This window comes from Bradyrhizobium diazoefficiens USDA 110 (genome assembly GCF_000011365.1).
GTDB lineage: Bacteria > Pseudomonadota > Alphaproteobacteria > Rhizobiales > Xanthobacteraceae > Bradyrhizobium > Bradyrhizobium diazoefficiens.
In genome coordinates this window covers 1654164-1670555 of sequence record NC_004463.1, presented here as the reverse complement: position 1 = coordinate 1670555, position 16392 = coordinate 1654164, and the positions used below count along the sequence as shown (strand labels likewise).

Below are 16392 nucleotides of genomic sequence, written 5' to 3'. Positions count from 1 at the left end.
GTCCGCCATGAATGCACACAACAGCGTCTCCCGCCGCACGCTCCTGACCGGCGGCCTTGCCACCGGCTTCCTGCTCGCCTTCCACCTGCCGCTGCGCGCCGCCGTCAACGAGCCGGTGCAGCCGAAGGATACGACCGATGGCAAGTTCGCGCCCAACGCCTTCATCCGGATCGACCCTGAAGGTGCGACCACGCTGGTGATGCCGCAGGTCGAGATGGGGCAGGGAATCTACACCGCGATCTCGATGATCCTGGCGGAAGAGCTCGACGCGGATTGGTCGAAAGTCCAACTGCTGCACGCACCGGCCAACGAGAAGCTCTACGGCAATCCGATTTTCATCATTCAGGCGACCGGTGGCTCCACATCGGTCCGGGCATTCTGGAAGCCGCTGCGTGAAGCCGGCGCCAGCGCGCGTGCCATGCTGGTGCAGGCTGCAGCTGCGCAATGGAACGTCGATCCCGCCAGTTGCACGACGTCGAAGGGTGAGGTGACCCACAAGGCGAGCGGCCGGACGCTCTCCTATGGCGCGCTTGCGGCTGCCGCGAGCGGCCAGACGCCGCCCAAGGACGTCCCGCTCAAGGACCCCAAGGATTTCGTCTATATCGGCCAGCCGTTCAAGCGGCTCGATACACCCGAGAAGGTCAACGGCAAGGCGGTCTACGGCATCGACGCCATCGTGCCGAACATGAAGTTCGCAACGCTGGCGCAGTGCCCGGTTTTCGGCGGCAAGGTCGGCAAGGTCGATGATCGTGCCGCGAAGAAGATTCCGGGCGTGCGAAAGATCGTCGTGCTCGACGATCTCGTCGCCGTCGTCGGCGATCACATGTGGGCGGCGAAAAAGGGCCTGGATGCGCTCGACATCACGTGGAACGAGGGACCGAACGCAAAGCTCAATTCGAAGGCGATTTGGGACGATTTGCGCGCCGCCAGCGCAAAGGACGGCGTGGTCGCCAGATCCACCGGCGACATCGCCAAGGGTCTCGCGAGCGGCGAAAAACTCGAAGCTTCGTTCGAGCTGCCGTTTCTCGCCCACGCAACGATGGAGCCGTTGAACGCCACGGTGCATTGCACGCCCGATTCTTGCGAAATCTGGACCGGAACGCAGATCATGGCGCGCGTGCAGTCGGAGGCGGCAAAGGCGGCCGGGCTCCCGGTCGAGAAGGTGACCGTCAACCAGCACCTGCTGGGCGGCGGCTTCGGCCGCAAGCTCGAGCCTGACATGGTGGTCGCGGCCGTTCGCATCGCCAAAGAGGTCGACGGGCCGGTCAAGGTCGTGTGGACCCGCGAGGAGGACATTCAGCACGACGTCTATCGACCGGTCTATCGCGATACGATCGCAGCGACCTTGTCGGCCGGCAAGATCGTCGGCTGGAAATACAAGATTGCCGGCGCTGCGATCATCGCGCGCTGGCTGCCGCCGGCCTTCCAGAAGGGCATCGATATCGACGCGATCGACAGCGCCACCGACGTGCCCTACGACATCCCGAATGTCCACGTCGAATATGTGCGGGCCGAACCGCCGGCGATACCAACGGGGTTCTGGCGCGGGGTCGGGCCCAACAACAACGTGTTCGCGGTCGAATGCTTCATCGACGAACTGGCGCGCAAGGCGGGCAAGGACCCGGTCGAGTTTCGCCGTGGAATGCTGGCCAATCAACCGCGCTTCCTGTCCGTCCTCAATCTTGCGGCAGAGAAAGCCAATTGGGGTCAACCCTTGCCGGCGCGCGTCGGGCGCGGCGTGTGCCTGCAGCCGTCTTTCGGGAGTTTCATCGCAACCGTTGTGGAGGCTGAGGTCGACGAGCAAGGCGAGATCAATCTACGCCGTGCGACCTCGGTGGTGGATACCGGCATCGCCGTCAATCCCGATACGATCGTGGCTCAGGTCGAGGGCGGGCTGATCTTCGGCCTTACCGCCGCGCTCTACGGCGAGATCACCATCGAAAAGGGGCGCGTCCAGCAATCCAACTTCAACGACTACCGGATGCTGCGGATCCATCAGACGCCCAAGATCGAGGTTCACGTCGTCAAGAGCGGCGAGGCACCCGGCGGAATTGGCGAGACCGGCACGACGGCGGGGCCACCGGCGCTGCGCAACGCGATTTACGCCGCAACCGGCGTGGCGCTGCGGCGCCTGCCGATCGACCGGAAACTGCTGGCTGCGGGGAAGAAGGCATGAGCGGCACGATGCGTATCCTCACAAGTATCGTTGTGATCGCCATCGTCGCGGTGGCGCTTGGCGTCTTCCTCATCCGCGGGCCCGGCCCGCTCGACTTTGCCGGCGGCACGAAAGTGGCGCTGGCGGATTACCGCGCCGGAAAGCCGACCGGCGTGCCGGCAAAGCTGGAGAAAGCGAGCCTGGTCGAACGCGGCGAATATCTGGCGAAGGCCGCCGACTGCATGGTCTGCCACACCAAGCCGGGCGAGGAGGACTATTCCGGCGGGCTCGCCTTCAAGCTACCGTTCGGCACGCTCTATTCGACCAACATCACGCCGGACAAGGACACCGGCATCGGCAATTACAGCGACCAGGATTTTCTGAACGCGGTCCAGCACGGCAAACGCAATGACGGCGCGCGGCTCTATCCGGCGATGCCGTACACGTCCTACACCTTCATGACCGACGAGGACGTGCTCGCGGTGAAAGCGTATCTGTTCAGCCTGCCGGCGGTGCGCGCCAAGGCGCCCGACAACACGCTGTCGTTCCCGTTCAACCAGCGCTGGGCGATGACCTTCTGGTCGGCCGTGTTCAATCCGGACACGCGCTTTGCGCCGGATACGTCGAAGAGCCCGGAATGGAATCGCGGGGCATATCTCGCCGAAGCGCTGGCGCATTGCGGCGAGTGCCACACACCGCGCAATCTCGGCTTCGCGCTGGATAACCGCAAGAAGTTCACCGGCGCTATCACGGCGGGCTGGCGCGCCTTCAACATCTCGTCGGACAAGGCGACAGGTCTCGGCAACTGGAGCGACGCGGATCTGATCTCGTATCTGTCGCTCGGCCATGCGCCGGGCCACGGCTCGGCCTCGGGTCCGATGGGTGAAGCCGTCGACCACAGCTTCAGCCAGTTCGCCCCCGAGGACATAAGCAGCATCGTTGCTTACCTGCGCAGCGTGCCGCCGCAGCCCTCGCCCGACCTCCCCGCCACCACGGCGCCGGTCGCGCCCGCCTCGCACAAGGACGGCGTGACGGCCGACGCCCGCGGCAAGAAGGTGTTCGCCAGCGCCTGCGCCAGCTGCCACGGCTGGAGCGGCGAGAGCCCGGTGTCGCCGATGGCGACACTCACCGGCACCTGGGCCGTCAACGACCCCACCGCCACCAACGTCGCGCAGATCGTGATCTCGGGCACCAGGCGCCATACGCCTGATGGTGCGCTGTCGATGCCGGCGTTCGGCAACGCCTACACCGACGACGAGATCGCGGCGGTGGCGAACTATGTGACGGCGCGGTTCGGCGCGAAGGGCTCGAAGCTGACGGCGAAGGATGTGGCGGAGCTGAGGGAGCAGACGGCGGAGTAGCGCGCAGCCATCCGCCGCGAGATTGATGCGCAATCGCGCGCATCAATCTCCGCCGTCGTCCCGGACAAGCGAAGCGCAGATCCGGGACCCATACCCACAGGGAGTAGTGTGGCGAAGACTCGGAGTGGGAGCTGTGCCCCACACTTCTCCCTGGGGTTATGGGTCCCGGCCTTTCGCCGGGACGACAGCGAGTGTGTAGCGCGACCGTCAGCTCAACCAGAACCTCGGTGTCGCCGGCTCCAGCCGGCCGCCCACGCGCACCGGCGCGATCCGCAGCGCGAGGCCCGTTGCATCGTCGGTCTCGATCGCAACGCCGCTGAGCGTCGCCACTCCGGCCGCCGGCTCGAACCGGCCGGAGGGAATCCCCGACGTGAACCGGCGCAGCGGTTCTTCCTTCTGCATGCCGATGATGGAATCGTAGTCGCCGGTCATGCCGGCATCCGTCATGTAGGCGGTGCCGCCGTTGAGGATCTGGTGATCGGCGGTCGGCACATGGGTGTGGGTGCCGACGACGAGGCTGGCGCGGCCGTCGCAGAAGAAGCCGATGCCCTGCTTCTCGCTGCTCGCCTCGCAATGGAAATCGACGACGATCGCATCCGCTGCAACGCCGAGCGGACAGGCGCCGAGCTCGCGCTCCAGCGCCGCAAAGGGATCGTCGAACGGAGTCATGAAGACGCGGCCCAAAGCATTGACGACGAGCGCATGCTTGCCGTTCTTGGTCTCGACCAGCGCCGCGCCGCGGCCGGGCGTGCCGCGCGGATAGTTCGCGGGCCGCACCAGGCGGTCGGCGCGCTCGATGAACACCAGGGCCTCGCGCTGGTCCCAGGAGTGATTGCCGAGCGTCACCGCGTCGGCGCCGGCATCGAGAAACTCCTGATAGATCGCTTCGGTGATGCCGAAGCCGCCGGCGGAATTTTCGCCGTTGACGACGACGAAATCGAGCGACCAGTCCTTGACCATGCCGGGCAGATATTCGGCGATGGCCGTGCGCCCCGCACGGCCGACGACATCACCCACGAAGAGAATGCGCAACTTCAGAACTCCGGAAATCGAACACGTCCGATTCCGTTAGCACATAATCCAGCGCGACGTCGTGGGATAGTGCCGGAACCGCCTCGATCTCCTGCGCGGCAAACGCAAGCCCGATGCCGACGATTTGCTTGGTCTTGCGCAAGTGAGCGAAGGTGAAGTCGTAATGCCCGGCACCATAACCGATGCGGTGGCCGAGCCGGTCGAAGGCCGCGAGCGGCGTCAGCATGATGTCGGGGATGACTTCGCTTGCTGCCGGCGACGGCTCGGGAATGCCGAGCGGGCCGAGCATCAGCCGGTCGTTCGGATGAAAGATACGGAAGACCAGCGACTGGCCGCGCGCGGTGACACAGGGCAGCGCCAGCCTTGCGCCCTCCTCGGCGAGCTTCCTCAAGAGCTGCATCGGGTCGATCTCGCTGCGGATCGGCGAATAGCCGGAGACGATGCTGCCGGGCAGCAGCTTGAACGGCAGCCCGCGCTTGGCGAGCTTGGTGGCAGCGGCGGCGCGCTTCTTCTCGCTCAGCGCGTCGCGTTTGGCGAGGGCTTTGGCACGGAGCTCGGCTTTCGAATTGGACATGCGCGCTTTCCCCCGAAGGCAGAGCCTCGCTCCGCTGTCATCACCCGCGAAAGCGGGTGATCCAGTATTCCAGAGACGCGAGTTGCAAGAACCGAGACGCCGCGGCGTACTGGATGCCCGCCTTCGCGGGCATGACACCGAGACTCAATTGAACCGCAAGCGTGTCGGGGACGCAATTTAGACAAGCACAAACCAAGCAAACAAAAGTGCGAAGCCGCGGACGCCGTTGAAGCACTCGATCCCGGAGTTCCCTACGAAAGTAGGTGGGCACCATATGTCCGGGCCCACGGGCCCGGCCAGGGACAGTTCCCTAAAGGATCGATAAGGCCCCGGGGATATATGGCTCCGGACGCGCGTCGCAGCCTCGCCCACGCAATGTAACAACGATACTGACAAACCACCAGCCCGCCGACGGGCTGCCGAGCTTCGGTGCAATGAAATCAGTCCTTCCTGCCGCCACGGCGGAAGTGCGCTCCCTCCCCCGCTTGCGGGGGAGGGTTGGGGAGAGGGTGTCTCCACACTGAGATTCCCCAAGAGGTGAGAGCCCTCACCCGGCGCTTCGCGCCGACCTCTCCCGCAAGCGGGAGAGGTTGAGCCCGCGGTTACATCGAGCGGACCAACTGATCGAGTCTTCCGCGGTCCCTACCCGATCGCGATTCCGCCTCCGATGGTCCGGTTCAGGACCTGGGTCGACTTCTCGATGCGTTCGGCTGCGGCGTTCAGCGCGTTCACCACCGCGGTCTGCGTCATCCTGGCGCGCTCGACGGCGGCATTGCGGAAATCCCGCAGCTCGGTCAATTCCTGCTCCATGCTGCGGACGCGGTTGCCGGCGTCGACCAGCTCGTCGCAGACGGTCAGCGCCGCCATCACGGTCAGGCGCGCATCGCCGATCTCGCCGAATTTTCCGCGCAGCGACTGAATCCGCGTCTCCAGGCTTTCGGCGAGCTTGAGCAGCCGCACCTCCTGCCCCTCCTCGCAGGCCATGCGGTATTGCCGGCCGTTGATGGTGACGTTGATGTGGCTCATCCATCCTCTCCGGTATCGAGCACCGAGCGTATCGTGACGATCGCGGAATCCAGCCGATCGGAGATCTCGCGATTGGTGCGCTCGAGCTTGCGCGCCTTCACCAGCGCACCATCGAGCTCATCGGCAAGCCGCGAGCGGTCCGCGCCGAGCGCCTGGATTCGCGCGGCGAGCTCGTTCTCGTCGCGATCGGCGTCGCGCCGGCGCTCCACCGCGCTCTCGAGCGCGTCGAGCGCCGCCATGAGCCTGCGGGTCGCGATCTCAATCTCGACGGCGGAGGACTCCGTCATGGCGGAACTGTTGGATACGCGATCGTTCATGCGGTCAGCGGCGGACCTTGGTGGCCTTTGCATCGGGGCTTGCCGCCCGGCAAAAGACTCGGTTCGGCAAGCGGTTAGAAGCAGAAATTTACGTGGCAAGCTAGCCCAGCGCAATGTCGCCGCGAAACTATGCACCGCTAGATCGGCCCTCGGCATGGCGGCCGGCTGGTTCCAGATCTGCATGATCCGCGGCTGCGGCTTTTCCGGATCATGCCGTAAGCAACTTTTGCGGCCAAACCGGCGTTTGATTGCCTTGGACTCCCGGAACCGAGATGCTATCCAGCCCCCAACCTCCCGTGACCGCCAGGCTCGATCCAGCGCGGCGCACACGGCCATCAAGCACCTCATTCCAGACGGATTTTCATCATGATGCAGCTCGATGCCTCCCGTATGGCCCATACGCAGGTCGACCACTCCCGTATGGCCAACGCGATCCGCGGCCTTTCGATGGACGCTGTCGAGAAGGCGAAATCGGGCCATCCCGGCCTGCCGATGGGCGCCGCCGACATCGCCACGGTGCTGTTCACGCAGTTCCTGAAATTCGACGCCGCCGCGCCCGCCTGGCCGGACCGCGACCGCTTCGTGCTGTCGGCCGGCCACGGCTCGATGCTGCTCTATTCGCTGCTGTACCTGACCGGCAATGCCGACATGACGCTGGACCAGCTCAAGCAATTCCGCCAGCTCGGCGGGCTGACGCCTGGCCACCCGGAGAACTTCCACACCAAGGGCATCGAGACCACCACCGGTCCGCTCGGCCAGGGCATCTCGACCGCGGTCGGCATGGCGCTCGCCGAGAAGATGCTCGCCGCCGAGTTCGGCAAGAAGATCGTCGATCACCACACCTTCGTGCTCGCCTCCGACGGCGACCTGATGGAGGGCGTGTCGCAGGAAGCGATCGCGATGGCCGGGCACTGGAAGCTCAACAAGCTGATCGTGCTCTACGATGACAACGGCATCTCGATCGACGGCCCGACCTCGATCGCCGATTCCGTCGACCAGGTGAAGCGCTTCAAGTCCGCCGGCTGGGCCGCCGAGAAGATCGACGGCCACGACCAGGCCGCGATCACGGCGGCCATCACGCGCGCGAAGAAATCCAACAAGCCGACGCTGATCGCCTGCCGCACCACCATCGGCTTCGGCGCGCCGCACAAGGCCGGCACGTCGAAGGTGCACGGCGAGGCGCTCGGCGCCGAGGAGCTCAAGGCCGCCAAGGAAAATCTCGGCATCTCGCTCGAGCCGTTCTCGGTGCCCGACGACGTGCTGAAAGCCTGGCGCGCGGCCGGCAGCCGCGGCGCTGCGGCTCGCCAGGAATGGGAAGGACGGCTCGGCGAGCTCGGCAGCCGCAAGCGCGCCGAGTTCGAGCGCCGCCTGCGCCATGAGCGTCCGGCCTCGCTCGCAAAGGCGGTGCGCGCGTACAAGAAGGAGCTGCTGGAAAAGCCGCTGGTTGCGGCCACCCGCAAATCCTCGGAAGCGGTGATCGAAGTCATTGCCGGCGCGATGCCGATGGAATTCCTCGCAGGCTCCGCCGACCTCACCGGCTCCAACAACAACAAGGCGAAGTCGGCGACCGCCTTCTCGGCCAAGACACCGAAGGGCCGCTTCATCCACTACGGCATCCGCGAGCATGGCATGGCCGCCGCGATGAACGGCATCTTCCTGCACGGCGGCTTCGCGCCGAACGGCGCGACCTTCCTGGTGTTCACCGATTATGCGCGTCCGGCGATGCGCCTTGCCGCGCTGATGGGCACAGGTGTCGTCTACGTGATGACGCACGATTCCATCGGCCTCGGCGAAGACGGCCCGACCCATCAGCCGGTCGAGCATCTGGCCGCGCTTCGCGCCATTCCAAACATGCGCGTGTTCCGTCCCTGCGACTCGATCGAGGTCGCCGAGTGTTGGGAGCTCGCGCTCAACCGCATCGACGGCCCGACGGTGCTGGCGCTGACGCGGCAGAACCTGCCGCAGCTCCGCACCACCGCGCCGAACGACAATCCTTGCGCGGCCGGTGCCTACGAGCTGGTTCCGGCGCAGGGCGAAGCCAAGGCGACGCTGTTCGCCTCCGGCTCCGAGGTCGAAATCGCGGTCGCCGCCCAGAAGCAGCTCGCCGAGCGCGGCATCCCGTCACGGGTGGTGTCGGTGCCCTCGCTCGAGCTTTTGTTAGCGCAACCAGAAGCCAAGCGCGCCGAGATCATCGGCAACGCGCCGGTGAAGGTCGCGATCGAGGCCGCGGTGCGCTGGGGCTGGGATGCTGTGATCGGCCAGGATGGCGAATTTGTCGGCATGCATTCCTTCGGCGCGAGCGCGCCGGCGAAGGACCTGTACAAGCATTTCGGCATTACCGCCGAGGCTGCGGTTAACGCCGTGCTGAAACGCGTTTCCTGAGAGTTGAGCTTGCCAAAAAAAGGACTACGTAACGTCCCATATGATCAAGCACCGCCCGGCCGAACCGGGCGTCCGCCCTAAAAAACCCTCGCTGACGCGTTAGCCGCGCGTCCGACGGGACGACAACGGTCATTGAAGGAGACGAAAGATGGCAGTCCGCGTTGGAATCAACGGTTTTGGTCGTATCGGCCGCAACGTCCTGCGGGCGATTGCAGAGTCCGGCCGCAAGGATATCGAGGTGGTCGGCATCAACGACCTCGGCCCGGTCGAGACCAATGCCCATCTGCTCCGTTTCGACAGCGTTCACGGCCGCTTCCCCGGCACCGTCACCGTCGACGGTGATTCGATCAGCCTCGGAGGCGGCAAGATCAAGGTGACCGCCGAGCGCGATCCCTCGAAGCTGCCCTGGAAGGATCTCGGCGTCGACATCGCGCTGGAATGCACCGGCATCTTCACCTCGAAGGACAAGGCCTCCGCACATCTGACCGCCGGCGCCAAGCGCGTGCTGGTCTCCGCGCCCGCCGACGGCGCCGACGCCACCATCGTCTACGGCGTCAACCACGACACGCTGACCAAGGATCACCTGGTCGTCTCCAACGGCTCCTGCACGACGAACTGCCTCGCGCCGGTCGCCAAGGTCCTGAACGATCTCGTCGGCATCGAGACCGGCTTCATGACCACGATCCACGCCTATACCGGCGACCAGCCGACGCTCGACACCATGCACAAGGATCTCTATCGCGGCCGCGCGGCGGCGATGTCGATGATCCCGACCTCGACCGGCGCCGCCAAGGCGATCGGCCTCGTGCTGCCGGAACTGAAGGGCAAGCTCGACGGCGTCGCGATCCGCGTGCCGACCCCGAACGTCTCGGTCGTCGACCTCAAGATCATTGCCAAGCGCGCCACCGACGTGAAGGAAATCAACGCGGCGATGAAGCGCGCCTCCGAGCAGCAGCTCAAGGGCATCCTCGGCTACACCAATGCGCCGAACGTCTCGATCGACTTCAACCACGATCCGCACTCCTCGACCTTCCACGAGGACCAGACCAAGGTGCAGAACGGCACGCTGGTGCGCGTGATGTCCTGGTACGACAACGAGTGGGGCTTCTCGAACCGCATGGCCGACACCGCGGTCGCGATCGCGAAGGTGATCTAACTCCGCAGCGGTTTCGTCATTCCGGGATGGTCCGTAAGGACCAGACCCGGAATCTCGAGATTCTCAGGTGCGCAACTGCGCACCAGGGTTCGCGCTAAGCGCGCCCCGGAATGACAGTCCAAATGGTTGAGGCCATCCCATGGCGAACAAATTCCGCACCCTCGACGACGTCGACGTGAAGGGCAAACGCGTGCTGCTGCGCGTCGACCTCAACGTGCCCATGGAGAACGGGCGCGTCACCGACGCAACCCGGCTCGAGCGCGTCGCGCCGACCATCACCGAGCTCGCCGACAAGGGCGGCAAGGTGATCCTGCTCGCGCATTTCGGCCGGCCGAAGGGACGCGATGCCAAGGAGTCGCTCAAGCCCGTCACCGAGGCGCTGTCGAAGGTCCTGAACAAGCCCGTCGCGTTTGCCGACGACTGCATCGGCGAGCCCGCGGCCACGGCCGTGGCGGCACTCAAGGACGGCGACATCCTGTGCCTGGAAAACACCCGCTTCCACAAGGAAGAGGAAAAGAACGATCCCGCCTTCGTCGCGGAATTGGCCAAGCTCGGCGACATCTGGGTCAATGACGCGTTCTCGGCCGCGCACCGCGCCCACGCCTCGACCGAAGGCCTCGGCCACAAGCTGCCGGCCTATGCCGGCCGCACCATGCAGGCCGAGCTCGATGCGCTGGAGAAGGCGCTGGGCTCGCCGACCAAGCCGGTCATCGCGATCATCGGCGGCGCCAAGGTCTCGACCAAGATCGACCTGCTCGAAAACCTCGTCAGCAAGGTCGACGCGCTGGTGATCGGCGGCGGCATGGCCAACACCTTCCTGCACGCCCAGGGCGTCGGCATCGGCAAGTCGCTGGCCGAGAAGGATCTCGCGCCGACCGCGCTGCGCATCATCGAGAAGGCGGAAGCCGCCAACTGCGCCATCATCCTGCCGGTCGACGCCACCGTCGCCTATCATTTCGCGGCCAACGCGCCGTCCCACGCCTACGGCCTCGATGCGATCCCGGCCGACGGCATGATCCTCGACGTCGGCCCGCAATCGGTCGCGCGCGTGCACGCGGCGATCGACGACGCGGCGACGCTGGTCTGGAACGGGCCGCTCGGCGCCTTCGAGATGCAGCCGTTCGACCGCGGCACGGTCGCGGCCGCCAAGCACGCCGCCGAGCGCACCAAGGCGAAAAAGTTGATCTCGATCGCGGGCGGCGGCGACACCGTCGCGGCCCTCAACCAGGCCCACGTGGCCGGTGACTTCACCTATGTCTCGACCGCCGGTGGCGCATTTCTTGAATGGATGGAAGGCAAGCCACTGCCCGGCGTCGAGGTCCTGCGCATCAAGTAGTCAGTCGACAAGTAGCTAGCGGGCCCTGAAGGCCCAAACCGGAGAAAAAGACACATGGCTCGGATCACGTTACGTCAATTGCTCGACCATGCGGCTGAGAACGATTACGGCGTACCGGCCTTCAACATCAACAACATGGAGCAGGCGCTGGCGATCATGGACGCCGCCAACCAGGTCGATGCGCCCGTCATCATCCAGGCCTCGCGCGGTGCGCGCTCCTACGCCAACGACGTCATGCTCAAGCACATGATGGACGCGGTGACCGAGATCTACCCGCACATCCCGGTCTGCGTGCATCTCGACCACGGCAACGAGCCGGCGACCTGCATGACCGCGATCCAGGCCGGCTTCACCTCGGTGATGATGGACGGCTCGCTCAAGGCCGACGGCAAGACCCCCGGCGACTGGGGCTACAATGTCGGCGTCACCAAGACCGTGACCGACATGGCCCATCTCGGCGGCATCTCGGTCGAGGGCGAGCTCGGCGTGCTCGGCTCGCTCGAGACCGGCATGGGCGACAAGGAAGACGGCCACGGCGCCGAAGGCAAGCTCAGCCACGACCAGCTCCTGACCAATCCGGACGAGGCCGTGAAGTTCGTGCAGGAGACCAGGGTCGACGCGCTCGCGATCGCGATGGGGACTTCCCACGGCGCCTACAAGTTCACCCGCAAGCCGGACGGCGACATCCTCGCCATGAAGGTGATCGAGGAGATCCACCGCAAGCTGCCGAACACGCACCTCGTCATGCACGGCTCGTCGTCGGTGCCGCAGGACCTCCAGGACATCATCAACACCTATGGCGGCAAGATGAAGCCGACCTGGGGCGTGCCTGTTACCGAGATCCAGCGCGGCATCAAGAACGGCGTGCGCAAGATCAACATCGACACCGACAACCGCATGGCGATGACCGGCCAGATCCGCAAGGTGCTGAAGGACAATCCGGAAGAGTTCGACCCGCGCAAGTACCTGAAGCCGGCGATGGAAGCGATGACCAAGCTGTGCAAGCAGCGGCTCCAGGAGTTCAACACCGCCGGCCAGGCCTCCAAGATCAAGAAGGTCCTGACCACCGCCGAGATGGCCAAGCGCTACGCCAAGGGCGAGCTCGACCCCCGCGTCGCGTAGCGATCGCGCGGTGGCGTAAGGCCTCCGGACACACCCTCCCGTCATTCCGGGACACGCGAAGCGTGGGCCCGGAATCCATAACCACAGCCTGGGGTTATGGATTCCGGGCCTGCGCCTTTCGGCGCATCCCGGAATGACAGAGAACCCCCTTACCCCTGCGACGAACGTTAACTCGGCATTTGCCCGAGAACGGTCTATTTTCACGGGCAAGGGCAGAATCGTTTTGGGAGGACCTCTCGATGGATCTGACTGAGCTCAACAGGATCGCGACCGCCATGGTCGCGCCCGGCAAGGGCATCCTTGCCGCCGACGAATCCTCCGGCACCATCAAGAAGCGCTTCGACGCGATCGGCGTGGAATCGACGGAATCGAACCGGCGCGACTACCGCGAGATGCTGTTCCGATCCAGGGAAGCCATGAGCCAGTACATCTCCGGCGTGATCCTCTATGACGAGACGATCTGGCAGGATGCAAAGGACGGTACGCCCCTGGTCAAGCTGATCGAGAGTAGCGGCGCCATCCCGGGCATCAAGGTCGACGAAGGCACGCAAGGCTTGCCGATGTGCCCCGGCGAGCTCGTCACCGTCGGGCTCGACAAGCTCGCCGAGCGGCTGAAGAAGTATTACGAGCGCGGCGCGCGCTTCGCCAAATGGCGCGCGGTGATCGACATCGGCAGCGGCATTCCTTCGATGACGGCGATCAGCGTCAACGCCCACGCACTGGCGCGCTATGCCGCGCTGTGCCAGGCCGCGCAGATCGTGCCGATCGTCGAGCCGGAAGTGCTGATGGACGGCGATCACGACATCGACCGCTGCTATGAGGTCACGCAGCGCGTGCTCAACAAGACGTTTCAGGAATTGCGCGTGCAGCGCGTCGCGCTCGAAGGCATGGTGCTGAAACCGAACATGGCGATCTCAGGCAAGAAGTGCGCGAAGCAGGCCCCCGTCGAGGAGGTCGCGGAGAAGACGATACGGCTGCTCAAGGCCTGTGTGCCGGCGGCGGTGCCCGGCATCGCCTTCCTCTCCGGCGGCCAGTCGGACGAAGAGGCAACCGCGCATCTCAACGCCATGCACAAGCTCGGCCCGCTGCCCTGGGGCCTGACCTTCTCCTACGGCCGCGCGCTCCAGGCCGCGCCGCAGAAGGCATGGTCCGGCAAGGCCGAGAACGTCGCGGCCGGCCAGCGCGCCTTCAGCCATCGTGCACGAATGAACGGCCTCGCCTCCAAAGGCGAATGGCAAAGCAGCCTGGAAAAGAAAGCGGCCTAGACCTTGTCGAACAAATCGCCTCCGCCGCGCCCGGCGCCGCGCCTTTATCTCGCGACGCCTGTTATCGATGACCCGGCTTCGCTCGTCGCCGAGTTGCCGGGCCTGCTCGCCGCCGCCGACGTCGCGGCCGTGCTGGTGCGGCTGAAGGAGACCGACCAGCGCACCATGATCTCGCGCATCAAGGCACTCGCGCCGCCGGTCCAGAAGGCCGGCGCCGCGCTGCTGATCGACGGCCATGCCGAACTGGTCGCGCGCGGCGGCGCCGACGGCGCGCACCTGCCCGGCATCGCCGCGCTGAAAGAGGCGCTGCCATCGCTCAAGCCCGATCGCATCGCCGGCGTCGGCGGGCTGACGACACGGCACCATTCCATGGATGCGGGCGAAATTGGCGCGGACTATTTGCTGTTCGGCGAGCCCGATGCAAAGGGCCAGCGTCCGTCGTCCGAGGCGATCGCCGAGCGGCTGGACTGGTGGGCCGAGCTGTTCGAGCCGCCCTGCGTCGGCTTTGCGACCTCGCTGGAAGAGGCCTACGACTTCGCCGCCAGCGGCGCCGATTTCGTGCTGGTCGGCGAGTTCGTCTGGGCCGATCCGCGCGGGGCCAAGGCCGCACTGATCGAGGCCGACGCCACGATCAAGAAGGCCCATGCGGCTGCGCTCGCAAGCCAAAATCCCGCGGGCGAGCACGGCTAGCGCCCGACATGAAGCTCCCGCGCATCACCATCCTGGCCACGCTGCTGCTCACGGTGCCCGCGGCCGCGCAACTCCAGATCACGCCGCCGGCCACGACGCCGAGCCCGCCGGCCGAGAAGCAGAAAGCCAAGCCGCCCCCCAAGAAGAAGGAGGCCGCGCCGGCACCGAAGCCGTCCGCCTCCCCCAAGCCGGCGCTGCCCGCGACCGTGATCCCGGCGCCTCCGACCGACAATTCCAATGTCGACCTGGTGTTCGGCGCCTACCAGCGCGGCCAGTACAAGACCGCGTTCGAGCTCGCCACCGCCCGCGCCCAGGCGGGCGATCCCAAGGCGATGACCATGCTGGGCGAGCTCTATTCCAACGCCATGGGCATCAAGCGCGACTACGCCAAGGCGCTCGAATGGTACAAGCGTGCGTCCGACGCCGGCGACCGCGAGGCGATGTTCGCGCTCGCCATGATGCGCATCGCCGGCCGCGGCGGCCCGGTCGACAAGGGCGAGGCGGTGAAGCTGATGGCTTCCGCCGCCAAGCTCGGCGAGCCCAAGGCTGCCTATAACCTCGCTTTGCTCTATCTCGACGGCCAGACCCTGCCGCAGGACGTCAAGCGTTCCGCCGAGCTGCTGCGGCAGGCGGCGGACGCCGGCCTGCCCGAGGCGCAATACGCGCTGGCGACCTTCTACAAGGAAGGCACCGGCGTGCCGAAGGACCCGGAACGCGCTGTGCGGCTGCTCCAGGCGGCCTCGCTGACCGACAATGTCGATGCCGAGGTCGAATATGCCATCGCGCTGTTCAACGGCACCGGCACGCCGAAGAACCAGCCGGCGGCCGTCGCCCTGCTCCGCAAGGCGTCCCGCCAGGGCAGCGCGATCGCGCAGAACCGCCTGGCCTGGGTGCTGATCAACGGCATGGGCACGCCCGTGGACAAGGTCGAGGGGTTCAAATGGCACCTGGTGGCCAAGACCGCCGGCAAGGGCGATCCGGAGCTCGACAAGCAATTGTCCGATCTGCCGGCCGAGGACCGGGCCAAGGCCGAGGCCGCCGCCAGGAAATGGCTCGGCGCCAAATGACCTGACGCAATGACTTGACGTTGGGCCCCGCACAGGGCACCCAATCCCCCAAACAGGCGCGTTTTCGCGCCATTTCCCCGATCAAGACCGGAAGCTCATGCTGTATTCCGCCACTATCAACGTCATGGTCAAGGCCGCGCGCCGCGCCGGCCGCAGCCTCAAACGCGATCTCGGCGAGATCGAACATCTCCAGGTCTCGCTGAAGGGACCGGCGAATTTCGTCTCGCTCGCCGACAAGCGCGCCGAGGAGATCCTCTACCAGGACCTCGCCAAGGCGCGGCCCGGCTACGGCTTCATCGGCGAGGAAGGCGGCACCCGCGAGGGCACCGACAAGAGCCACACCTGGATCGTCGATCCGCTCGACGGCACCACCAACTTCCTGCACGGCATCCCGCAATTTGCGATCTCGATCGGCCTCGCCCGCGAGGGCACGGTGATCGCCGGCGTGATCTACAACCCCGCCAATGACGAGCTCTACATCGCCGAGCGCGGCAAGGGCGCCTTCCTCAACGACCAGCGCCTGCGCGTGGCCGGCCGCCGGCAGCTCAACGAATGCGTGGTGGCCTGCGGCCTGCCCCATATCGGCCGCGGCGACCACGAGGAATTCCGCCGCGAGATGACCGCGATCCAGGACCGCGTCGCGGGCCTGCGCCGCTTCGGCGCCGCCTCCCTCGACCTCGCCTTCGTCGCCGCCGGCCGCCTCGACGGCTACTGGGAGCGCAACCTGCAATCCTGGGACATCGCCGCCGGCATGATCATGGTGCGCGAGGCAGGCGGAACGGTGAGCGACATCGACACGACAGGCGATGCGCTGGTGACCGGGCACGTGGTGTGCGGGAATGAGTTCGTGCACGGGGAATTGGTGAAGATTTTGCGGAAGCCTGCGTAGCGCGCCGCCCCCCACGTGGT

The 16392-nt window shown here is 65.9% G+C and carries 14 protein-coding genes and 1 other RNA gene; 10 read left to right on the top strand and 5 right to left on the bottom strand.

What is annotated here, in order from left to right:
- Positions 1–7 precede the first annotated feature (7 nt).
- The gene (locus BJA_RS07820; RefSeq protein ID WP_038965397.1) at positions 8–2176 is read left to right on the top strand and encodes a xanthine dehydrogenase family protein molybdopterin-binding subunit; all 2169 of its coding nucleotides are present in this window, start codon (positions 8–10) and stop codon (positions 2174–2176) included.
- Complete coding sequence (locus BJA_RS07815; RefSeq protein WP_011084345.1) at positions 2173–3516, top strand: c-type cytochrome; 1344 nt, start codon at positions 2173–2175, stop codon at positions 3514–3516. Before BJA_RS07820 ends, BJA_RS07815 begins: the two co-directional genes overlap by 4 nt.
- Before the next feature lie 207 nt (positions 3517–3723).
- Here BJA_RS07815 and BJA_RS07810 read toward each other — a convergent pair whose 3' ends face one another.
- The 5 genes from BJA_RS07810 to BJA_RS07790 all read right to left on the bottom strand — a co-directional run bounded on the left by BJA_RS07810 (position 3724) and on the right by BJA_RS07790 (position 6465).
- Positions 3724–4548, bottom strand: a complete 825-nt coding sequence (locus tag BJA_RS07810) for a TIGR00282 family metallophosphoesterase (RefSeq protein ID WP_028173440.1) — start codon at positions 4546–4548, stop codon at positions 3724–3726.
- Entirely contained in the window at positions 4526–5122 is a 597-nt protein-coding gene (locus BJA_RS07805) for a 5-formyltetrahydrofolate cyclo-ligase (RefSeq protein WP_038965392.1), read from the bottom strand. Before BJA_RS07805 ends, BJA_RS07810 begins: the two co-directional genes overlap by 23 nt.
- 207 nt (positions 5123–5329) lie before the next feature.
- Positions 5330–5490: non-coding RNA, 6S RNA (gene ssrS / locus BJA_RS07800), on the bottom strand.
- 274 nt (positions 5491–5764) lie between these two features.
- Positions 5765–6148: a cell division protein ZapA gene (locus BJA_RS07795; protein WP_011084342.1), complete on the bottom strand. Its 384-nt coding sequence runs from the start codon at positions 6146–6148 to the stop codon at positions 5765–5767.
- On the bottom strand, positions 6145–6465 hold the full coding sequence (locus tag BJA_RS07790; protein WP_020608063.1) for a DUF4164 domain-containing protein: 321 nt from the start codon (positions 6463–6465) through the stop codon (positions 6145–6147). Before BJA_RS07790 ends, BJA_RS07795 begins: the two co-directional genes overlap by 4 nt.
- A gap of 366 nt (positions 6466–6831) precedes the next feature.
- On the opposite strand from BJA_RS07790, the gene tkt reads away from it, so the two are divergent.
- From tkt to BJA_RS07750, 8 genes are all read left to right on the top strand, one after another.
- Complete coding sequence (tkt, locus tag BJA_RS07785) at positions 6832–8847, top strand: transketolase (protein WP_011084340.1); 2016 nt, start codon at positions 6832–6834, stop codon at positions 8845–8847.
- 148 nt (positions 8848–8995) lie between these two features.
- Positions 8996–10003 (top strand): type I glyceraldehyde-3-phosphate dehydrogenase, encoded by a 1008-nt coding sequence (gap, locus tag BJA_RS07780; protein ID WP_011084339.1) that lies wholly within the window; start codon positions 8996–8998, stop codon positions 10001–10003.
- 139 nt (positions 10004–10142) lie between these two features.
- Positions 10143–11339, top strand: coding sequence for a phosphoglycerate kinase (locus tag BJA_RS07775; protein WP_011084338.1), 1197 nt, complete (start codon positions 10143–10145; stop codon positions 11337–11339).
- Between the two features lie 54 nt (positions 11340–11393).
- Positions 11394–12461: a class II fructose-bisphosphate aldolase gene (gene fba, locus BJA_RS07770; protein WP_011084337.1), complete on the top strand. Its 1068-nt coding sequence runs from the start codon at positions 11394–11396 to the stop codon at positions 12459–12461.
- Positions 12462–12700: 239 nt separating this feature from the next.
- The gene (locus BJA_RS07765; protein ID WP_011084336.1) at positions 12701–13726 is read left to right on the top strand and encodes a class I fructose-bisphosphate aldolase; all 1026 of its coding nucleotides are present in this window, start codon (positions 12701–12703) and stop codon (positions 13724–13726) included.
- A gap of 3 nt (positions 13727–13729) precedes the next feature.
- On the top strand, positions 13730–14416 hold the full coding sequence (locus tag BJA_RS07760; RefSeq protein WP_063921389.1) for a thiamine phosphate synthase: 687 nt from the start codon (positions 13730–13732) through the stop codon (positions 14414–14416).
- An 8-nt stretch (positions 14417–14424) separates the two neighbouring features.
- On the top strand, positions 14425–15483 hold the full coding sequence (locus BJA_RS07755) for a tetratricopeptide repeat protein (protein WP_011084334.1): 1059 nt from the start codon (positions 14425–14427) through the stop codon (positions 15481–15483).
- A 97-nt stretch (positions 15484–15580) separates the two neighbouring features.
- Positions 15581–16372: an inositol monophosphatase family protein gene (locus BJA_RS07750; protein WP_011084333.1), complete on the top strand. Its 792-nt coding sequence runs from the start codon at positions 15581–15583 to the stop codon at positions 16370–16372.
- Positions 16373–16392 lie beyond the last annotated feature (20 nt).